The organism is Streptomyces sp. NRRL F-5122, from assembly GCF_001507435.1.
In the GTDB taxonomy this organism is placed as follows: Bacteria; Actinomycetota; Actinomycetes; order Streptomycetales; family Streptomycetaceae; genus Streptomyces; species Streptomyces lannensis.
Genome location: NZ_LMWH01000257.1, coordinates 31,223 through 47,957 on the forward strand (window position 1 = coordinate 31,223; position 16,735 = coordinate 47,957).

Below are 16,735 nucleotides of genomic sequence, written 5' to 3' on the forward strand. Positions count from 1 at the left end.
TCGCCCGGGCTGCGAGACTGGAGGAAAACACCTCGCCCATGGCGCAGGGCAACGACCCCCACACCGACAAGGACCGAAGAGATGACCCGCGTGATCGCCGGCCGGGCCGGCGGACGCCGTCTGGCCGTCCCGCCGGGGAACGGCACCCGTCCCACGTCCGACCGGGCGCGCGAGGGCCTCTTCTCCACCTGGCAGTCCCTCCTCGGCGGTCCATTGGCCGGCGAGCGCGTCCTGGACCTGTACGCCGGGTCGGGAGCCGTCGGTCTGGAGGCGCTGTCCCGCGGAGCGGGCCACAGCCTGCTCGTCGAGGCCGACGCCCGGGCCGTGCGTACCGTCCGTGAGAACGTCAAGGCGCTCGGGCTGCCGGGCGCCGAGGTCAGGGCGGGCAAAGCGGAACAGATCATCCACAGCCCGGCGCCGGCTCAGCCGTACGACATCGTCTTCCTGGACCCGCCGTACGCGGTCTCCGACGACGATCTTCGCGAGATTCTGCTCACACTCCGCGCCGGGGGCTGGCTCGGGGCCGAAGCCGTCGTCACCGTGGAGCGCAGCACCAGAGGCGGGGAATTCCGGTGGCCGGACGGCTTCGAAGCGGTCCGGGCCCGTCGTTACGGCGAGGGGACCTTTTGGTACGGTCGCGCCGCCTCTACGTGCGAAGACGCACGATGACCGGACCGGAGAGCGAGGGATCACAAGTGCGCCGCGCCGTCTGTCCCGGGTCGTTCGACCCGATCACCAACGGACACCTCGACATCATTGCCCGTGCGTCCAGGCTGTACGACGAGGTCTATGTCGCGGTGATGGTGAACCAGTCCAAGAAGGGCCTCTTCGAGGTCGACGAGCGGATCGAGCTGATCCGCCAGGTCACCGCCGACTACGCGAACGTCGTCGTGGAGTCCCACCACGGCCTCCTCGTCGACTTCTGCAAGCAGCGCGACATCCCCGCCATCGTCAAGGGCCTGCGCGCCGTCAGCGACTTCGACTACGAACTCCAGATGGCCCAGATGAACAACGGCCTGTCCGGCGTGGAGACCCTTTTCGTCCCCACCAACCCCACCTACAGCTTCCTGTCCTCCTCGCTGGTCAAGGAGGTGGCGGCCTGGGGCGGAGACGTCTCCCACCTGGTTCCCCCGGCCGTTCTGGAAGCCCTGGACAAGCGCCTCAGGAAGGACTGAGCGAGGCTGCGGAGCCCTCTGCGGAACCTGACAGTCCATCACTCGGTGTCGGTCGGGGCGGAAGTGGTCGTAGAGTCGAACCGTCCGTCTTCATCACAGCTGTAGAGAGTGGCGAGCACACGGTGGACGTGCAGAAGAAGCTCGACGATATCGTCTCGGTGGTCTCCGGCGCCCGGTCGATGCCCATGTCGGCCTCGTGCGTGGTCAACCGCGCCGAGCTGCTCTCGATGCTCGAGGAGGTACGCGCGGCGCTGCCCGACTCCCTGGCCGAGGCCCAGGAGCTGATCGGCGACCGTGAGCATCTGGTCGAGCGGGCCCGGCAGGAGGCCGAACGGATCATCGAGGGCGCGCACGCCGAGCGCGGCTCGCTGATCTCCGACACCGAGGTCGCCCGCCGCTCCCAGAACGAGGCCGAGCGCATCCTCACCGAGGCCCGCCAGGAGGCCGAGGAGGTCCGTGCCGAGGCCGACGACTACGTCGACTCCAAGCTCGCCAACTTCGAGGTCGTCCTCACCAAGACGCTCGGCTCGGTCGGCCGTGGGCGGGAGAAGCTCCTCGGCACCGGTCCCGGGCTCGACGAGCAGGGCTACGAGGACGAGGACGCCCCCGAGCGCAGCCACGACCCCGCGACCCTGCGCCGTGACGCCGACGCCTACGTGGACGCCAAGCTCGGAGCCTTCGAGGCCGTTCTCGCCAAGACCCTGGACGCCGTCGGCAAGGGCCGCCAGAAGCTGCACGGCCGGATCGCCACCGACGACCTCGGCGCGCTCGCCGACGACCCGAGGACCGTCCAGCACTCCAGCGACGCCGACTACCTGGCCGACCTCGCGGCCCTGGCGGACGCCCCGGCCGCCCCCGCCCAGGCGCCCGAGATCCCCGCCCAGCAGGCCGAGCCGGCCTACGCGCAGCAGCAGGACCCGTACGGCTATCAGCAGACGGACCAGTACGGCTATCAGCAGACGTACGCCCAGCAGGACGCCTACGGCTACCAGCAGGCCGATCCGTACGCCGCCTACCAGCAGCAGCAGATGCAGGGGTACGACCAGCAGGCCATGTACGGCCAGCAGCAGCCGGCCCAGGGATACGCCCAGCCCGACGCCCTGGACGAGACCAGCCTCTTCGACACCAGCATGATCAGTGCCGAGCAGCTGCGCGCCTACGAACAGGGGCGCGGCGGTCACTGACGGTCCCCGGCGGGCGGGATCAGGGAGTGTGCCGAACACCGGATTGGGCCGTGAGCGAAAGGTCCAGTATCCTGGCTCTTCGGTCGCGCGTACCGTCCGCGATCAAAGCTGCCCGCAGATGGCGGAGCGGCACCCCCTGGAGCCAGAAGACCGAAAGCAGGAACGGCCCTGAACGCCCGCCTCGACCACCGCAAGCCCCTCGTGTTCGACACGCACGAGCTGGGGCGGCGTCCTGGTGCGCTGCAGCGCCTGACCAAGACGATCGAGGCTCCGAAGGACCTCGGTATCCAAGGGGTCGTCGGAGTGCCGGAAGGCGCCCCGGTGGAGCTCGAACTCCGACTCGAGTCGGTCATGGAAGGGGTGCTCGTCACAGGCACCGCCCGTGCATCGGCCGAGGGGGAGTGCGTAAGGTGTCTGGAGCCGCTCGAGCTGGAGCTCGAAGCGGACTTCCAGGAGCTGTTCTCGTACCCTGACGCCGACGACCGGGGCCGTGTGATCGCGGAGCCGGGCGACGACGCCGAGGACGACGAGGACAGGTTCTTCCTCGAGGACGGACTTTTCGACCTCGAACCTCTGCTGCGCGATGCGGTGGTGCTCGCACTGCCGATGCAGCCGGTGTGCCGGGAAGACTGCCCGGGCCTGTGCTCCGAGTGCGGAGTACGGCTCGCGGACGACCCGGACCACCACCATGACGCCGTCGACATCCGTTGGGCGGCACTGCAGGGACTCGCCGGCACCATGACGGACGGCGAGAAGGACGAGATGAGCGGCGCCGAAGCGGGCGTCGACGAGAAGCAGGAGAAGTAGCCGTGGCTGTTCCGAAGCGGAAGATGTCGCGCAGCAACACGCGCCACCGCCGGTCGCAGTGGAAGGCTGCGGTCCCCACTCTGGTTGCGTGCGAGCGCTGCCACGAGCCCAAGCAGCAGCACATCGCGTGCCCGTCGTGCGGCACCTACAACAAGCGCCAGGTCCTCGAGGTCTGAGCGGCTGGTGAGAGGTGTGATGTCTGACGCCAAGGCGGACCCAAACGCCAAGAAAAAGGCGGAGAACACAGCCTCGTCCCACACGCTTCTGGAAGGGCGGCTCGGCTACAAGGTCGAGTCCGCCCTTCTGGTGCGTGCCCTGACTCATCGTTCGTACGCGTACGAGAACGGCGGTCTGCCGACGAACGAGCGACTGGAGTTCCTCGGGGACTCCGTGCTCGGCCTCGTCGTCACCGACACGCTGTACCGGACTCACCCGGACCTGCCCGAGGGCCAGCTGGCCAAGCTGCGGGCCGCGGTGGTCAACTCGCGTGCGCTTGCGGAGGTGAGTCGTGGGCTCGACCTCGGCTCCTTCATCCGGCTCGGCCGGGGCGAAGAGGGCACGGGCGGCAGGGACAAGGCATCCATTCTGGCCGACACCCTTGAAGCGGTGATCGGCGCTGTCTATCTCGATCAGGGCCTGGACTCGGCGGGGGAGCTGGTGCACCGCCTGTTCGATCCGCTGATCGAGAAGTCCTCGAATCTCGGTGCCGGCCTGGACTGGAAGACCAGCCTCCAGGAGCTCACCGCGACCGAGGGGCTCGGCGTGCCCGAGTACCTGGTCACGGAGACCGGCCCGGACCACGAGAAGACCTTTACTGCTGCCGCCCGCGTCGGAGGCGTCTCGTACGGCACCGGCACCGGCCGCAGCAAGAAGGAGGCGGAGCAGCAGGCCGCGGAATCGGCCTGGCGCTCCATCCGCACGGCCGCGGACGAGCGGGCCGAGGCGGAGGCCGAGGCGAAGGAGTCCTCCGACGGGGGCCCCGGCACTGCTTCGGCCCCGGCGGGCGATCCGGCCACAGCCTGAATCCTTCATCTTCACGGACCCCGCCCGGCGCATCCGCCGGGCGGGGTCCGCGTCGTAGGGCGCCTGGTTCACCGCTGTCCGCACGGCCGGCCGGAGCCCGCCGGAGGCCCGTGATCACGAGGTACCCTGCGGACGTCGTCCCTGTTCACCCTTCCGGAGGAACCGTGCCCGAGCTGCCCGAGGTCGAGGTCGTGCGGCGAGGCCTGGAGCGCTGGGTCGCCCACCGGACCGTCGCCGGCGTGGAGGTGCTGCACCCACGCGCCGTCCGCCGCCACATCGCGGGCGGCGAGGACTTTGCGCACCGGCTGAAGGGACAGCTCCTCGGCACGCCGAGCCGGCGCGGCAAGTACCTCTGGATCCCGGTGGAGACCACCGGCACCGCGATCCTGGCCCACCTCGGAATGAGCGGTCAGCTCCTTGTCCAGCCGCACGAGGCCGCGCAGGAGAAGCACCTCCGCATCCGCCTCCGCTTCGACGACGTCGTCGGCACCGAGCTGCGCTTTGTCGACCAGCGGACGTTCGGCGGTCTCTCACTGCACGACACCGGCACCGACGGGCTGCCCGACGTCATCGCGCACATCGCCCGCGACCCCCTCGACCCGCTCTTCGACGACGAGGCCTTCCACGGGGCGCTGCGCCGCAAGCGCACGACCATCAAGCGGGCCCTGCTCGACCAGTCGCTGATCAGCGGCGTCGGCAACATCTACGCGGACGAGGCGCTGTGGCGCGCCCGCGTCCACTACGAGCGCCCCACCGCGAACTTCACCCGGCCGCGTACCGCCGAACTCCTCGGCCACGTACGGGACGTGATGAACGCCGCGCTCGCCGTGGGCGGCACGAGCTTCGACAGTCTCTATGTCAACGTCAACGGGGAGTCGGGCTACTTCGACCGGTCGCTGGACGCCTACGGCCGGGAGGGCGAGCCCTGCCGGCGCTGCACCACACCGATGCGCCGCCGCCCCTGGATGAACCGCTCCAGCTATTTCTGCCCCACCTGCCAGCGGACGCCTAGGGCCGTGCCGTAGACGCGACGTCGTGGGATGCGCGTGCCACTCCCCGCGCCGCCGACCTGATCCGAACGACGGACCCTAGCCGTCCCGCTCCTCGTCGTACCGGTGACGGGCGGCGAGCACCTCGTCCATGTGCCCCTCCAGGGAGCGGATGAGGGCCAGCAGACGCTCGGCGACCTCGTGGCCGAGCGGGGTGAGTTCGTAGTCGACGCGTGGCGGATTCGTGGGCTGGGCCTCGCGGTGCACGAGGCCGTCGCGCTCCAGCGCGTGCAGGGTCTGGGACAGCATCTTCTCGCTGACCCCGTCGACCCGCCGCCTCAGCTCGTTGAACCGGAACGAGCCCTCGTGCAGGGCTCCGAGCGTGAGTGCCCCCCAGCGGCCCGTGACGTGTTCCAGCGTGCCCCGTGACGGGCACGCCTTGGAGAAGACGTCGTACGGGAGGTCCCGCTCCTGCGCCGTGGTCATGCCCGCAGCGTACGCGACCGCGGCACTAACCGACAGATTGCACTAACCAAGGGATAGTGTGAGGTGGGGTCGCACCGGATGCCGTCGAGCGGCACCCTGACCCGGACCGTCGTGGATCGCGACCTCTCGGAGGGAGAACCCACGATTGACGGCCCGGGCACGGCCAAGGACGGAGCTCAGCCGACTGACCTGCGTCGTCTCAGTAGCCGAAGAAGTGCTCCATGGGTCTGCTGACATGGGACCGCCTAGACGATCAACGCTGTGACCAGCGATCGAGCGGTCAACGGTTGTCAGCGTTGGTCGTCGGTGTGCACCCTCGGACGGCCCAGAGACGGCCCCGAAGGGCGCTGACCCGTGGCGGCGATACAGGCGAGATCCGCCTGGCGGGGGGCGGCGGAATATTCGCCATAAGACGCGACCGCTGTATGTCAAGATCGTGCACGTGAGCGAGCATTCGTGGTCCGACAACGACGCCGACCAGTTCTACCGCCAGCTGGCGGCGAACACCTTCATCACCCTCTACTGGCGCCGAGAGCTCCTCGATCAGACCATCGAGGGTCTTCGCGACCGGCACTTCGCGGTTGTGGAAGTGGATGCCTTTGGATGGACGACCGAGAAGGATCTGCACCGGGACATTGCCGCGGCCCTGGACTTCCCCGACTACTACGGCCGCAACCTCGACGCGCTCAACGACTGCCTTCGCGACGTGGTGGACGGTGAATACGGTGTACCTTCCGATGCCGCTGGCTTCGTCCTTGTTCTCACCCACTACGACCACTTCGCTCGGGCATGTCCCCGACAGGCTCAGATCGTCCTAGACATCCTGGCCGACCACGGCCGAAGCGCGGCGGTGTTCGGGCAACGCGTGCTGTGCCTAGTACACAGCGACGATCCGGACATCACCTTCCAGCCCGTTGGAGCCGTGCCGGTCATGTGGAATCAAGCGGAATGGCTCGACGCACGGCGCCGGCCCGGAACGGCCGGGTGCTGACCTCAAACGGTCTTGAAAACCGTCGTGGCGCGAGTCACCGTGGGTTCAAATCCCACACCCACCGCCCTGCTCGACGGCCCCTGACCAGGTGAAACGGTCAGGGGCCGTCGTGTTGTGGGGTGCCCGTTCGGCACCGTGGTTCCCCGTGACTTCCCGCCCGATCGGGCACGCGTAGGCACGCCGCTGCCCGGTGATCGCTGGCGCGCTGCGGGTAACAGAAATGGGCCCTGGCGTCACGGCTTCAAGCGCAAAGATTCCACCCATTTGTTCGGGCGGCCGTCAAAATGGTCCCGTAGCCGATCTTCGATGTGCTGAGGGCTCCAGACCGCAGCCCGCTCCAACTTCTGGCACTCTTCGAGCGTCGCGGGTGTTTCACTGCTAGCCCCGGTGACCGGATCCTCGTGATAGACGGTGATGTCGCCGCTGAGCGGATCTTGTTTGCCGAACAGATGGACCACGGTCTGTTCCTCGTGGGTCAGGGGCACTACGTCGAGCAGTTCCCAGACGCTACGGCGCCGAAATGCCGCATCCATGACCCAGATCTTGAAAGCAACGGGTGCTGCGACGATCTTGATGAGCTCGACAGGCGCTCCAGGTTGGCCGACGAGCTCGTAGAACTCGACGCACACTCCAGTGAGTTGCCTTCCGAAGGCGCATCGGCCCTCACCCAAATTGATGCGCACCACCCGTCCGGGCGCTCTGCTGGCGCGGGCCCTAGTGATCTTTCTGTCTCCTGGTGCTGGCTGCTTCATGTGCGGATTATCTCCGTCGGGCCTGCACCCTCAGTCAGCCGGTCTGCTGAGCGATCAGGGTACGTTCGCGGTCGGTGGAGTCTTAATGACCCAGTCAAGCGCCGTTGGCCGGGTGCTTCAGCACCAGTCTGGAGATCGCCTACGCGGATGGCGTCTTGTCTGCGGTGTCGCTGACCTGGGCCGCGCCTGGCCGGGATCTTGGTATGAGCTCAGAGCTGAGGCGTCCCGGCAGCGATCTCGAACCCGGAGGACTCGTCCCATGGAACCGCCCCCCACAGGCTCACCACGGCGGCCCAGATGCGGTGCACCAGAGGCCAGTCGGGGTTGTCCCCGCTGAGGGTGACGGTGGCTAGCAGGTCGCATCCCCAGATGCCTTGCTCATCGTTTGGCGATGCAGCGATCACAGGCTCCGCGATCTCGGCTACGCCCACGTGTACTTCCAGAGTCAACAAGTCCGCGACTGGCCTGTCGCTGTCGCTGCAGCCCGTACCGAGCCTGAACGCGGCCACGGATTTCTCGAACGGCCCCAACCACTCGCCGACCAGACGGTCACCGCTCTCCAGGAGGCGGTCCAGCAGGCGATCAAGCGCCTCGTCGCCTCTGTCTTCTCCAGAGCGGCAGAAGAAGCTGAGTTGGTAGGCCACGATTCCCCCGTCGTACGCGCTTGACCGGAAGCTGTTTCCACTGCGTCATCATGCACGCCGCACCTGCGATTGCGGTCGGCGGTGTCTTTACGACCGAGTCAGGCTGCTGTGGTGGTGCGCGTGCTTGCTGGTGGGCTCGTGGTGAAGGGGCGGTTGTCGCGAAGCAGAGCCCAGAGGACGTCGACGCGGCGGCGGGCGAGGGCGATGACGGCGGGGATGTGTTTGTGGCCCTGGGCTCGTTTCTTCAGGTAGTAGGGGCGGTTGGGGCCGTCGCGGATGATGCTGGTCTGCGCGGAGAGGTAGAACACGCGGCGCAGGCGGCGGCTGTAGCGCCGGGGTCGGCGGAGGTTGCCCGTGCGGCGTCCGGAGTCCTTGGCGACGGGGACCAGGCCAGCGGCGGAGGCGAGGTGACCGGCGTCGGGGTAGGAAGCCAGGTCACCCGCGGCGACGAGGAACTCAGCGCCGAGGATGGGGCCGATCCCCGGCATCGATTCGATGACCGCGGCCTGCGGATGGGTGCGGAAGGCGTCGCTGATCTGCCGGTCGAGCTGCTTGAGCCGCTCGTCCAAGGCCAGCACTTGCGCGGCGAGGTCTGGGGTGATGCCCGCGGCCGTGTCCTGGCCGGACAGTTCAATGTGCTGGGCATATGCGGCGGTGAGGGCGGTGGCGGCGACCGTCTCGGGGTGGCGCACGCCTCGGGCGGCGAGCCAGCGGGTCAGGCGGGCCTGGCCGCAACGGCGCAGGGCGGCGGGGGTCTGGTAGCCGGTGAGCAGGACCAGGGCGCCCTTGTGGTCGGCGTAGTCGAAGGCCGCTTCCAGGGCGGGACTGATGCCGGTGAGCACGTCGTGGAGGCGGTTGAGCAGACGGACCCGGTCGGCGATCAAGTCGGAGCGATGGGTCGTGAGCAGAGCCAGGTCAGCAACCAGTTTGGTGGGCACCTCGACGGGGGCGAAGTCTCGTCGCAGGCGGGCGGTATCGGCGATGACGTAGGCGTCGCGGGCGTCGGTCTTTGCCTCGCCCCGGTAGGCGCCGGCCATGCGGTTGACCGTTCGGCCCGGTACGTAGATGACTTGTTGGCCGTGGTCGGCGAGCAGGGCCAACAGCAGGGCGGGCGCGGTGCCGGTGAGATCCACTGCCCATCGGACCTCACCGGCCAGTGCGAGGACCTCGCTCAGGCCGGCGAGAATGACGGCCTCGTCGTTGCTGACCTTCCGGCTCCAGACGGTGGTTCCGGTGTTGTCGATGGCGACCCACCAGTGGTGGGCCTTGCTGGCGTCGATACCGACCCATAAGCAGGGCATCTGTGTGGTCATGTGCGTCTCCTCGGCCTCGGACAGCGTGCCGTTCCGGTCCGAGGACACCCCGCCGTCAGCTCCGTAAACAGCGACCGATTCGCACATCTCAATCAGCGGCCCGGGCGTCCCGAAGAGCGGGGTGGCTCTCCACCGGAGCCGCCGGGGGCAAGCGACTTTAGAGCCACACCCCACTCTTCCGGACCGCCAAACACCTTACGGAGCGACTTTGGCCGGGAGTTGCAATGGTCGAGTCAGGGGCGCATGGGCACTCGATCGGTTCTTCTGGAAGTGGTGCAGGCAGCCTCTCACCTGGAGGCCTCCCTCGCGACGCCTCCCTGACCTGGGCCGACACGGTTGCTAGCTGTCATCGTCTGTCAACGCCGGTCCGCCTCGCACGGCCCCAAGACGGCCCGAGACAGATCATCCCGTGATCTGGCAGGCTGCCCCCGTGATGACCTGGTCTGACTTCTGGGCACTCATCGACACCCTGCATGGAGAGGCGAGCGATACAGGCTGCCACCGCCTTGCCCAAGAGCTAGCAACTCGTCCGGTGCCTGAGATCATCGGATTCGCTGAACGGCTGTCGGAAGCTCTCTATCGTCTCGACCAGGAGAAGTTCGGTCTGCTGCCGGTAGCCGACATGACCGATAGCGACGGCAGCCCCTTTCCGCAGTCTGGAGATCACTTCCTGTACGCGCGCTGTGCCGTGGTCGCCGCCGGGAGAGCCGTCTACGAAGCCGTCTTCTTCGACGCTTCCAAGTTTGCGCCCTTCACTGCCACCACCTATGACGGCGAGTGGCTTCTGTACATGCCGGATCAGGCGTACGAGATGGCAACCGGGCAGGAGTGGCATCGATCCACCCGCTACTGCTTCGAGTCCTTTTCCAATCGGGACGGTTGGTCGCACCTGCAGAGCTGACCGCCCCAGCCACGATGTGTTCTGACCTCACGCGCCGTCCGCCCGCCCGGAGGAGCGAAGCGACGACGGGTGCTTGATCTTTCGAAGTCCTACGGGACTGGCTCTCGACCGCAACCGTTTCGACGATCGGCAGTGGCGTCCTGCACTCCGTGCTGCTGGTGCGGCCACGGGGCGGGACTACGGGATGCACGCACTACGGCACTTTTACGCGTCTGTGCTGCTGGACGCGGAGGAGAGCATCAAGGCGCTGAGCGACTACCTGGGACACCACGATCCCGGCTTCACTCTGCGGACCTACACGCACTTGATGCCGTCCAGCGCGACCCGTACTCGGGCCGCCGTCGATGCAGTCTTCGGTGACGAGAGGGCTGCCGATGACGGCCCCGAGACGGCCCAGGAGACCTCATAGGGCGCTGACCTGGGGAGTTCTCAGTAGCCGAAGTCCTGCGTCCACCAAGGGCCGCCGTCCCCGAAGTGCACTCCCACGCCCAGCGTCTGGAAGTCGCAGTTCAGTATGTTCGCCCGGTGGCCGGGGCTGTTCATCCAGGCGACCATCACGTCCTGTGCGGTCGCCTGGCCGCGGGCTATGTTCTCGCCGCCCAGGTCCGTTATGCCGAGCGCCGCGGCGCGGTCCCACGGGTCCTGGCCGCTGGGGTCGGTGTGGTCGAAGAAGCCCTGTGCCGCCATGGCCTCGCTGAACCCCTCCGCCAGCTTCTTCAGCGGGCCGTTCGGGGTCACCGGGCTGCAGCCCACCTTGGCGCGCTCGTCGTTGACCAGCTTGAGGACCGCGGCCGCGGCCGCTCCCTCGGCGGTCACCTTCGCCGGAGGCGTGGTCTGCGGCTCGGTCGTCTCCTGCTGCACCGGAGGCGCGGCCGTCGCCGTCTTCGTCGCGGTCGGGGCCGGTGCCTTCGAGGGCTCCTTCGCCGGCGTCGAGGGGGCGGCCGAGGTGGACGGAGGCGGCGTGGTCGGCGCGGCCGCGCGGTCGTCGTCGCGGCTCGTGGAGGTGGACCCGCGGTCGTCGGCGCTGCCGCTCGTACCGCCCTGCTCGGTCGCGAAGCCGGACGGAGCGGCGCCCCCCGCCTGCGGGCCACCGGCGTCCCCGCTCACGGTGAACTGCTTGGCGCCCGGCAGCACCCCGGCGGCGACCGCCACGGTGCCGAGCGCGACGGCCGCGGAGACTCCCAGCAGACCCGTGCGTACCGGGGTCGCGGCCTTCTTCCTGCGGTGCGAGCGGGTCGCAAGCCGATCCGCTTCCAGCACCGCGGCGAAGCCGTAGAGGTTCTCCGGACCGTAATCCTCCGCGGAGATCTGGTGCTTCTGCGTGACTTCGGTGGCGCGGCCCCCCGTGGCGGCGCGTCCGGCGGCGGAGCGTCGGTGGCGTCCCATCTGCTGGCCTTCCTGGTCTTGCGGTCAGCGCAACTCACTCGATCGAGTGAGTTTCACATGAGCTTCATATGGATGGGGACGCTACCGCATGGCGCAAGGGGAGGAAGTGCCCACTGTGACATTGGCCGGTTAGCGTGCACCCATGAACGACGAAGCACGGCTTGTGGCATGGGTGCGCGGACGTGTCCAGGGCGTGGGTTTCCGCTGGTACACGCGGGCCAAGGCGCTGGAGATCGGTGACCTGAGCGGCTTCGCCTCCAATCTCGACGACGGTCGGGTCCAGGTGGTGGCGGAGGGGTCCCGGCGCGGATGCGAGGTCCTGCTGGGCTGGCTCCGGGGCGACGACACACCCGGGCGTGTAGACGGAGTGACTGAGATTTGGGACACCCCGCGCGGCGGATACGAGGGCTTCGCGATTCGCTGAGCCATGACCGGGTGACCGTCCCGCACAAGCGGACGGACATGCCACTGGCACCTGCCCGAAGCAGAAAGAGCCTGGTGGTTGCCAAGAAACGCCGGGCGTGGCAGGCTCCGAAGATAAGGATGATCTCCACACCCGCAGGGGCCCTTGGGAGCCGCAGCGTCACCCAGCCGGGGCAGCGCGCGCACGGGTCGCCCCCGACGCAGGGTGTGATCGTGTTGACCGTCAAACTTTTTGGTGAGACGCTGAAAGCCCCGCGCACCTTAGCTGTTTGGCATGTAAGAACGGCGTAGAACTCAACAGTGCCAAGCATCGCGGGTGCGAATCCCTCACGACCCACACCGCATCGGTCGGTCACTCAGTGTGGAGGACCATCCATCATGGCAAAGGCGCTTCTCGGTTACGTCGGCGGCTCCGACCCGCGACTCCTCGCCGAGATGCGACGGCTCCAGCAGCGCGTCCAAGAGCTCGAGTCCGAGCTCGGACGGATCCAGGCGGAGAACGACGCGCTGACGGCTGCCGCTTCTCACGACAGGATCATGGAGAGCGTCGACGCACACCAGGCGGAGCCTGCGCTCACCTGATCACTGCATCGCTCCACGAAGGCACCCGCAGTGGTTGGGCAGCCCCTATCAACCGCTCAGTTGTCAGAGTTGCAAGGGACGCCTCGGCGTCCCTTCTTTCTTGCCCCCGCGCACCCCTTCAGTCTTCTTAACGGATGGTGTGCCCTGCGCGTTCATGGGTGAAACCGCGGGTTCATGGAGTGAGATACCGGGCGGAAGGTAGAGTCCAGCGGCGTGCACCTCAAGGCCCTGACCCTTCGCGGCTTCAAGTCGTTCGCTTCGGCCACCACGCTCCGGTTCGAGCCGGGGATCACATGTGTGGTGGGCCCGAACGGCTCGGGCAAGTCCAATGTCGTGGACGCGCTCAGCTGGGTCATGGGCGAGCAGGGGGCCAAGTCGCTGCGCGGCGGCAAGATGGAGGACGTCATCTTCGCCGGCACCACCGGGCGCCCCCCGCTCGGTCGCGCCGAGGTCTCACTGACCATCGACAACAGCGACGGGGCCCTCCCGATCGAGTACGCCGAGGTCACCATCACGCGGATCATGTTCCGCAACGGCGGCAGCGAGTACCAGATCAACGGCGACACCTGCCGTCTGCTCGACATCCAGGAGCTCCTCTCCGACTCCGGCATCGGCCGCGAGATGCACGTGATCGTCGGCCAGGGCCAGCTCGACTCCGTGCTGCACGCCGATCCCATGGGCCGCCGCGCCTTCATCGAAGAGGCCGCGGGCGTGCTCAAGCACCGCAAGCGCAAGGAGAAGGCCCTCCGGAAGCTGGACGCCATGCAGGCGAACCTCGCCCGCGTCCAGGACCTCACCGACGAACTGCGCCGCCAGCTCAAACCGCTGGGACGGCAGGCGGCGGTCGCCCGCCGAGCGGCGGTGATCCAGGCAGATCTCCGGGACGCCCGCCTGCGGCTGCTCGCCGACGATCTGGTACGGCTGAGGGAAGGGCTCAGGGCCGAGATCGCGGACGAGGCGGCGCTCAAGGAGCGCAAGGAGGCCGCCGAGGCCGAACTGAAGAAGGCACTGCAGCGCGAGGCGCTCCTGGAGGACGAGGTCCGGCAGCTGACGCCACGTCTGCAGCGCGCACAGCAGACCTGGTACGAGCTGTCCCAGCTCGCGGAGCGGGTGCGCGGCACGATCTCGCTCGCCGACGCCCGGGTGAAGAGCGCCACCTCGGCGCCCCCGGAGGAGCGGCGTGGACGCGACCCCGAGGACATGGAGCGCGAGGCGGAGCGCATTCGCGAGCAGGAGGCCGAACTGGAGGCCGCCCTCGAGGCGGCCGAGCGCGCGCTGGACGACACCGTCGCACACCGGTCCGAACTGGAGCGCGAACTCACGATCGAGGAGCGGCGGCTGAAGGACGCGGCCCGCGCCATCGCCGACCGCCGTGAGGGTCTCGCCCGGCTGAACGGTCAGGTAAACGCTGCCCGTTCGCGGGCCGCCTCCGCGCAGGCCGAGATCGACCGCCTCGCCGCCGCCCGGGACGAGGCACAGGAACGCGCCGCCGTCGCCCAGGAGGAGTACGAGACGCTGAAGGTCGAGGTCGACGGCCTCGACGCGGGTGACGCCGACCTGGCCGAGCAGCACGAGGCAGCGAAGCGGGCCCTCGCCGGTGCGGAAACCGCCCTGTCGGCCGCCCGCGAGGCGGCCACCACCACCGAACGCCGGCGCGCCGCGGTCGCGGCCCGCCACGAGGCGCTCGCCCTGGGCCTGCGCCGCAAGGACGGCACGGGCGCCCTGCTCGACGCGAAGGACCGTCTCACCGGTCTGCTCGGTCCCGTGGCCGAGCTGCTCTCGGTGACCCCGGGCCATGAGGTGCCGCTCGCGGCGGCCTTCGGTGCGGCCGCGGACGCCGTCGCGGTCACCACTCCGGGCGCCGCGGCCGAGGCGATCCGGCTGCTGCGCAAGCAGGACGCGGGGCGGGCGGCCCTGCTGCTGAGCGGCGCCCCCGACGACGTACCCGAGCAGGAGCCCGCCCCCGGGGCCGTGCACGCGGCCGATCTCGTCCGTGGTCCCGCCGAGCTGATGTCCGCCGTGCGGCGGCTGCTGCGCGGCGTCGTCGTGGTGGGCAGCCTCGAGGACGCCGAGGAGCTCGTCTACAGGTGGCCCGATCTGACCGCCGTCACAGCCGAGGGTGACCTCCTCGGGGCGCATTTCGCACACGGCGGCTCCGCCGGTGCGCCCAGCCTGCTCGAGGTGCAGGCCTCCGTCGACGAGGCCGCCGCCGAGCTGGAAGAACTCGCCGTCAGATGCGAGGAGCTGACCGAGGAGCAGCGGCAGGCGGGCGAGCGGCGCAGGGAGTGCGCCGCGCTCGTCGACGAGGTGGGGGAGCGCCGGCGCGCTGCCGAGCGCGAGAAGTCCTCCGTCGCCCAGCAGCTCGGGCGGCTGGCCGGCCAGGCACGCGGTGCCGCGGGAGAGGCCGAGCGCTCCACCGCGGCCGCCGCCCGGGCGCAGGAGGCCCTGGAGAAGGCCCTGGGAGAGGTCGAGGAACTCGCCGAGCGGCTCGCCGTCGCCGAGGAGATGCCGGTGGAGGAGGAGCCCGACACCTCCGTGCGGGACCGGCTCGCCGCCGACGGGGCGAACGCGCGCCAGACCGAGATGGAGGCCAGGCTCCAGGTCCGTACGCACGAGGAACGGGTCAAGGGACTGGCCGGACGCGCCGACTCCCTCGACCGGGCCGCCCGTGCCGAACGGGAGGCCCGCGCCCGCGCCGAACAGCGCCGGGCCCGGCTGCGGCACGAGGCCGCCGTCGCGGAGGCCGTCGCCTCCGGCGCCCGGCAGCTCCTCGCCCATGTCGAGATCTCCTTGGGCCGGGCGGAGGCCGAACGCACCGCCGCGGACGCCGCCAAGACCCGTCGGGAGCAGGAGCTCGCCACCGCCCGCACCGAGGGCCGCGACCTGAAGTCCGAGCTCGACAAGCTCACGGACTCCGTCCACCGCGGTGAGGTGCTCGGCGCCGAGAAGCGGCTGCGCATAGAGCAACTCGAGACCAAGGCGCTGGAGGAACTCGGTGTCGAACCGGCCGGGCTGATCGCCGACTACGGTCCTGACCAGCCGGTACCGCCGTCGCTGCCCGCCGAGGGCGAGGAGCTGCCCGAGGACCCTGAGCACCCGCGCAACCAGCCGCGCCGCTTCGTCCGCGGCGAGCAGGAGAAGCGGCTCAAGGCCGCGGAGCGCGCCTATCAGCAGCTCGGCAAGGTCAACCCGCTCGCGCTGGAGGAGTTCGCGGCGCTGGAGGAGCGTCACAAGTTCCTCAGCGAACAGCTCGAGGACCTCAAGAAGACCCGTGCCGACCTGCTTCAGGTCGTGAAGGAGGTCGACGAGCGCGTCGAGCAGGTCTTCACCGAGGCCTACCGGGACACCGCACGGGAGTTCGAGGGCGTCTTCAGCCGGCTCTTCCCCGGCGGCGACGGGCGGCTCGTGCTGACCGACCCGGACAATATGCTCACCACGGGTGTCGACGTCGAGGCGCGGCCGCCGGGCAAGAAGGTCAAGCGGCTCTCGCTGCTCTCCGGCGGCGAGCGGTCGCTGACCGCCGTCGCGCTGCTCGTGTCCATCTTCAAGGCGCGTCCCAGCCCGTTCTACGTCATGGACGAGGTCGAGGCCGCCCTCGACGACACCAACCTGCAGCGGCTGATCCGCATCATGCAGGAGCTGCAGGAGGCCTCGCAGCTGATCGTGATCACGCACCAGAAGCGCACGATGGAGGTGGCCGACGCGCTGTACGGCGTCTCCATGCAGGGCGACGGTGTGTCGAAGGTCATCTCCCAGCGGCTGCGCTAGCCGGGTGCGACCTGTAACGGTCCCCGTACCTGTTGAGTTCAACTACTGAACGCTATGGGTTCAGTCCTGGGGTCAAAGTTCACAGCTACCTGACTATTGACTTCGAAACTTGAAGGCATAGTCTCTGCAACGTTGCTTTTACCTTCAGGTCTCGCTACCTGACAGGGCTCACCCCCCACCCCCGGCGACGTTGCCGGTGGCCCGAGGAGTTACACACGTGACCAGCACAGCGCAGGCACCTCAGCCAGGAGCCGGGACGGCTCAACCCGATCATCTCGGGCACGTCATCTTCATCGCGGCGGCGGCCGCGA

The 16,735-nt window shown here is 68.8% G+C and carries 17 protein-coding genes and 1 pseudogene; 13 read left to right on the plus strand and 5 right to left on the minus strand.

What is annotated here, in order from left to right; genetic code table 11:
• Positions 1-81: 81 nt before the first annotated feature.
• The 7 genes from rsmD to mutM all read left to right on the plus strand — a co-directional run bounded on the left by rsmD (position 82) and on the right by mutM (position 5,214).
• Positions 82-669, plus strand: a complete 588-nt coding sequence (gene rsmD / locus ADL25_RS33940) for a 16S rRNA (guanine(966)-N(2))-methyltransferase RsmD (protein ID WP_059131740.1) — start codon at positions 82-84, stop codon at positions 667-669.
• 26 nt (positions 670-695) lie between these two features.
• A complete protein-coding gene (coaD, locus tag ADL25_RS33945; RefSeq protein ID WP_063805791.1) occupies positions 696-1,175 on the plus strand; it encodes a pantetheine-phosphate adenylyltransferase in 480 nt (159 codons plus the stop codon).
• Positions 1,176-1,297: 122 nt separating this feature from the next.
• A complete protein-coding gene (locus tag ADL25_RS33950; RefSeq protein WP_059131742.1) occupies positions 1,298-2,359 on the plus strand; it encodes an ATP synthase F0 subunit B in 1,062 nt (353 codons plus the stop codon).
• A gap of 168 nt (positions 2,360-2,527) precedes the next feature.
• Positions 2,528-3,166 carry a YceD family protein gene (locus ADL25_RS33955; RefSeq protein WP_107116776.1) on the plus strand — a complete coding sequence of 213 codons (639 nt, stop codon included), beginning with the start codon at positions 2,528-2,530 and terminating at the stop codon, positions 3,164-3,166.
• A gap of 2 nt (positions 3,167-3,168) precedes the next feature.
• The gene (gene rpmF / locus ADL25_RS33960; RefSeq protein ID WP_003951102.1) at positions 3,169-3,342 is read left to right on the plus strand and encodes a 50S ribosomal protein L32; all 174 of its coding nucleotides are present in this window, start codon (positions 3,169-3,171) and stop codon (positions 3,340-3,342) included.
• 19 nt (positions 3,343-3,361) lie between these two features.
• Entirely contained in the window at positions 3,362-4,189 is an 828-nt protein-coding gene (gene rnc / locus ADL25_RS33965) for a ribonuclease III (RefSeq protein ID WP_059131744.1), read from the plus strand.
• Between the two features lie 164 nt (positions 4,190-4,353).
• Positions 4,354-5,214 carry a bifunctional DNA-formamidopyrimidine glycosylase/DNA-(apurinic or apyrimidinic site) lyase gene (gene mutM, locus ADL25_RS33970; RefSeq protein ID WP_059131745.1) on the plus strand — a complete coding sequence of 287 codons (861 nt, stop codon included), beginning with the start codon at positions 4,354-4,356 and terminating at the stop codon, positions 5,212-5,214.
• Positions 5,215-5,277: 63 nt separating this feature from the next.
• On the opposite strand, the gene ADL25_RS33975 is transcribed toward mutM, so the two are convergent.
• The gene (locus ADL25_RS33975) at positions 5,278-5,664 is read right to left on the minus strand and encodes a winged helix-turn-helix transcriptional regulator (protein ID WP_059131746.1); all 387 of its coding nucleotides are present in this window, start codon (positions 5,662-5,664) and stop codon (positions 5,278-5,280) included.
• Between the two features lie 436 nt (positions 5,665-6,100).
• Between ADL25_RS33975 and ADL25_RS33980 the strand changes: the two genes are divergently transcribed.
• Complete coding sequence (locus ADL25_RS33980; protein WP_234381145.1) at positions 6,101-6,655, plus strand: barstar family protein; 555 nt, start codon at positions 6,101-6,103, stop codon at positions 6,653-6,655.
• A gap of 233 nt (positions 6,656-6,888) precedes the next feature.
• Here the strand turns inward: ADL25_RS33980 and ADL25_RS46840 are convergent, their stop codons facing one another.
• The 3 genes from ADL25_RS46840 to ADL25_RS33995 form a co-directional block, all read right to left on the minus strand.
• Positions 6,889-7,407 (minus strand): Imm26 family immunity protein, encoded by a 519-nt coding sequence (locus tag ADL25_RS46840; RefSeq protein WP_079050744.1) that lies wholly within the window; start codon positions 7,405-7,407, stop codon positions 6,889-6,891.
• A 209-nt stretch (positions 7,408-7,616) separates the two neighbouring features.
• Positions 7,617-8,051, minus strand: coding sequence for a hypothetical protein (locus tag ADL25_RS33990; protein WP_059131748.1), 435 nt, complete (start codon positions 8,049-8,051; stop codon positions 7,617-7,619).
• Positions 8,052-8,149: 98 nt separating this feature from the next.
• Entirely contained in the window at positions 8,150-9,364 is a 1,215-nt protein-coding gene (locus ADL25_RS33995) for an IS110 family transposase (RefSeq protein ID WP_059131757.1), read from the minus strand.
• A 409-nt stretch (positions 9,365-9,773) separates the two neighbouring features.
• On the opposite strand from ADL25_RS33995, the gene ADL25_RS34000 reads away from it, so the two are divergent.
• Together ADL25_RS34000 and ADL25_RS34005 are read left to right on the plus strand one after the other, a co-directional pair.
• Positions 9,774-10,265 carry a DUF4240 domain-containing protein gene (locus ADL25_RS34000; RefSeq protein WP_234381146.1) on the plus strand — a complete coding sequence of 164 codons (492 nt, stop codon included), beginning with the start codon at positions 9,774-9,776 and terminating at the stop codon, positions 10,263-10,265.
• Positions 10,266-10,338: 73 nt separating this feature from the next.
• Positions 10,339-10,674, plus strand: a pseudogene (locus ADL25_RS34005) (tyrosine-type recombinase/integrase); the annotation flags it as partial.
• Positions 10,675-10,694: 20 nt separating this feature from the next.
• Here the strand turns inward: ADL25_RS34005 and ADL25_RS34010 are convergent.
• On the minus strand, positions 10,695-11,651 hold the full coding sequence (locus ADL25_RS34010) for a CAP domain-containing protein (protein ID WP_059131749.1): 957 nt from the start codon (positions 11,649-11,651) through the stop codon (positions 10,695-10,697).
• A 142-nt stretch (positions 11,652-11,793) separates the two neighbouring features.
• Here ADL25_RS34010 and ADL25_RS34015 point away from each other — a divergent pair, with 142 nt between their 5' ends.
• From ADL25_RS34015 to smc, 3 genes are all read left to right on the plus strand, one after another.
• The gene (locus ADL25_RS34015) at positions 11,794-12,075 is read left to right on the plus strand and encodes an acylphosphatase (protein ID WP_059131750.1); all 282 of its coding nucleotides are present in this window, start codon (positions 11,794-11,796) and stop codon (positions 12,073-12,075) included.
• 377 nt (positions 12,076-12,452) lie between these two features.
• A complete protein-coding gene (locus tag ADL25_RS34020) occupies positions 12,453-12,656 on the plus strand; it encodes a hypothetical protein (RefSeq protein ID WP_059131751.1) in 204 nt (67 codons plus the stop codon).
• Between the two features lie 213 nt (positions 12,657-12,869).
• Positions 12,870-16,424, plus strand: coding sequence for a chromosome segregation protein SMC (smc, locus tag ADL25_RS34025; RefSeq protein ID WP_059131752.1), 3,555 nt, complete (start codon positions 12,870-12,872; stop codon positions 16,422-16,424).
• Positions 16,425-16,735 lie beyond the last annotated feature (311 nt).

What these genes read in the sequence shown, in the direction of transcription:
- rsmD (WP_059131740.1), top strand. Translation starts at nt 82, where the DNA reads ATGACCCGCGTGATCGCCGGCCGGGCCGGCGGACGCCGTCTGGCCGTC.
- rnc (WP_059131744.1), top strand. Translation starts at nt 3,362, where the DNA reads ATGTCTGACGCCAAGGCGGACCCAAACGCCAAGAAAAAGGCGGAGAAC.
- ADL25_RS33975 (WP_059131746.1), bottom strand. Translation starts at nt 5,664, where the DNA reads ATGACCACGGCGCAGGAGCGGGACCTCCCGTACGACGTCTTCTCCAAG.
- ADL25_RS46840 (WP_079050744.1), bottom strand. Translation starts at nt 7,407, where the DNA reads ATGAAGCAGCCAGCACCAGGAGACAGAAAGATCACTAGGGCCCGCGCC.
- ADL25_RS33995 (WP_059131757.1), bottom strand. Translation starts at nt 9,364, where the DNA reads ATGACCACACAGATGCCCTGCTTATGGGTCGGTATCGACGCCAGCAAG.
- ADL25_RS34010 (WP_059131749.1), bottom strand. Translation starts at nt 11,651, where the DNA reads ATGGGACGCCACCGACGCTCCGCCGCCGGACGCGCCGCCACGGGGGGC.
- ADL25_RS34015 (WP_059131750.1), top strand. Translation starts at nt 11,794, where the DNA reads ATGAACGACGAAGCACGGCTTGTGGCATGGGTGCGCGGACGTGTCCAG.
- ADL25_RS34020 (WP_059131751.1), top strand. Translation starts at nt 12,453, where the DNA reads ATGGCAAAGGCGCTTCTCGGTTACGTCGGCGGCTCCGACCCGCGACTC.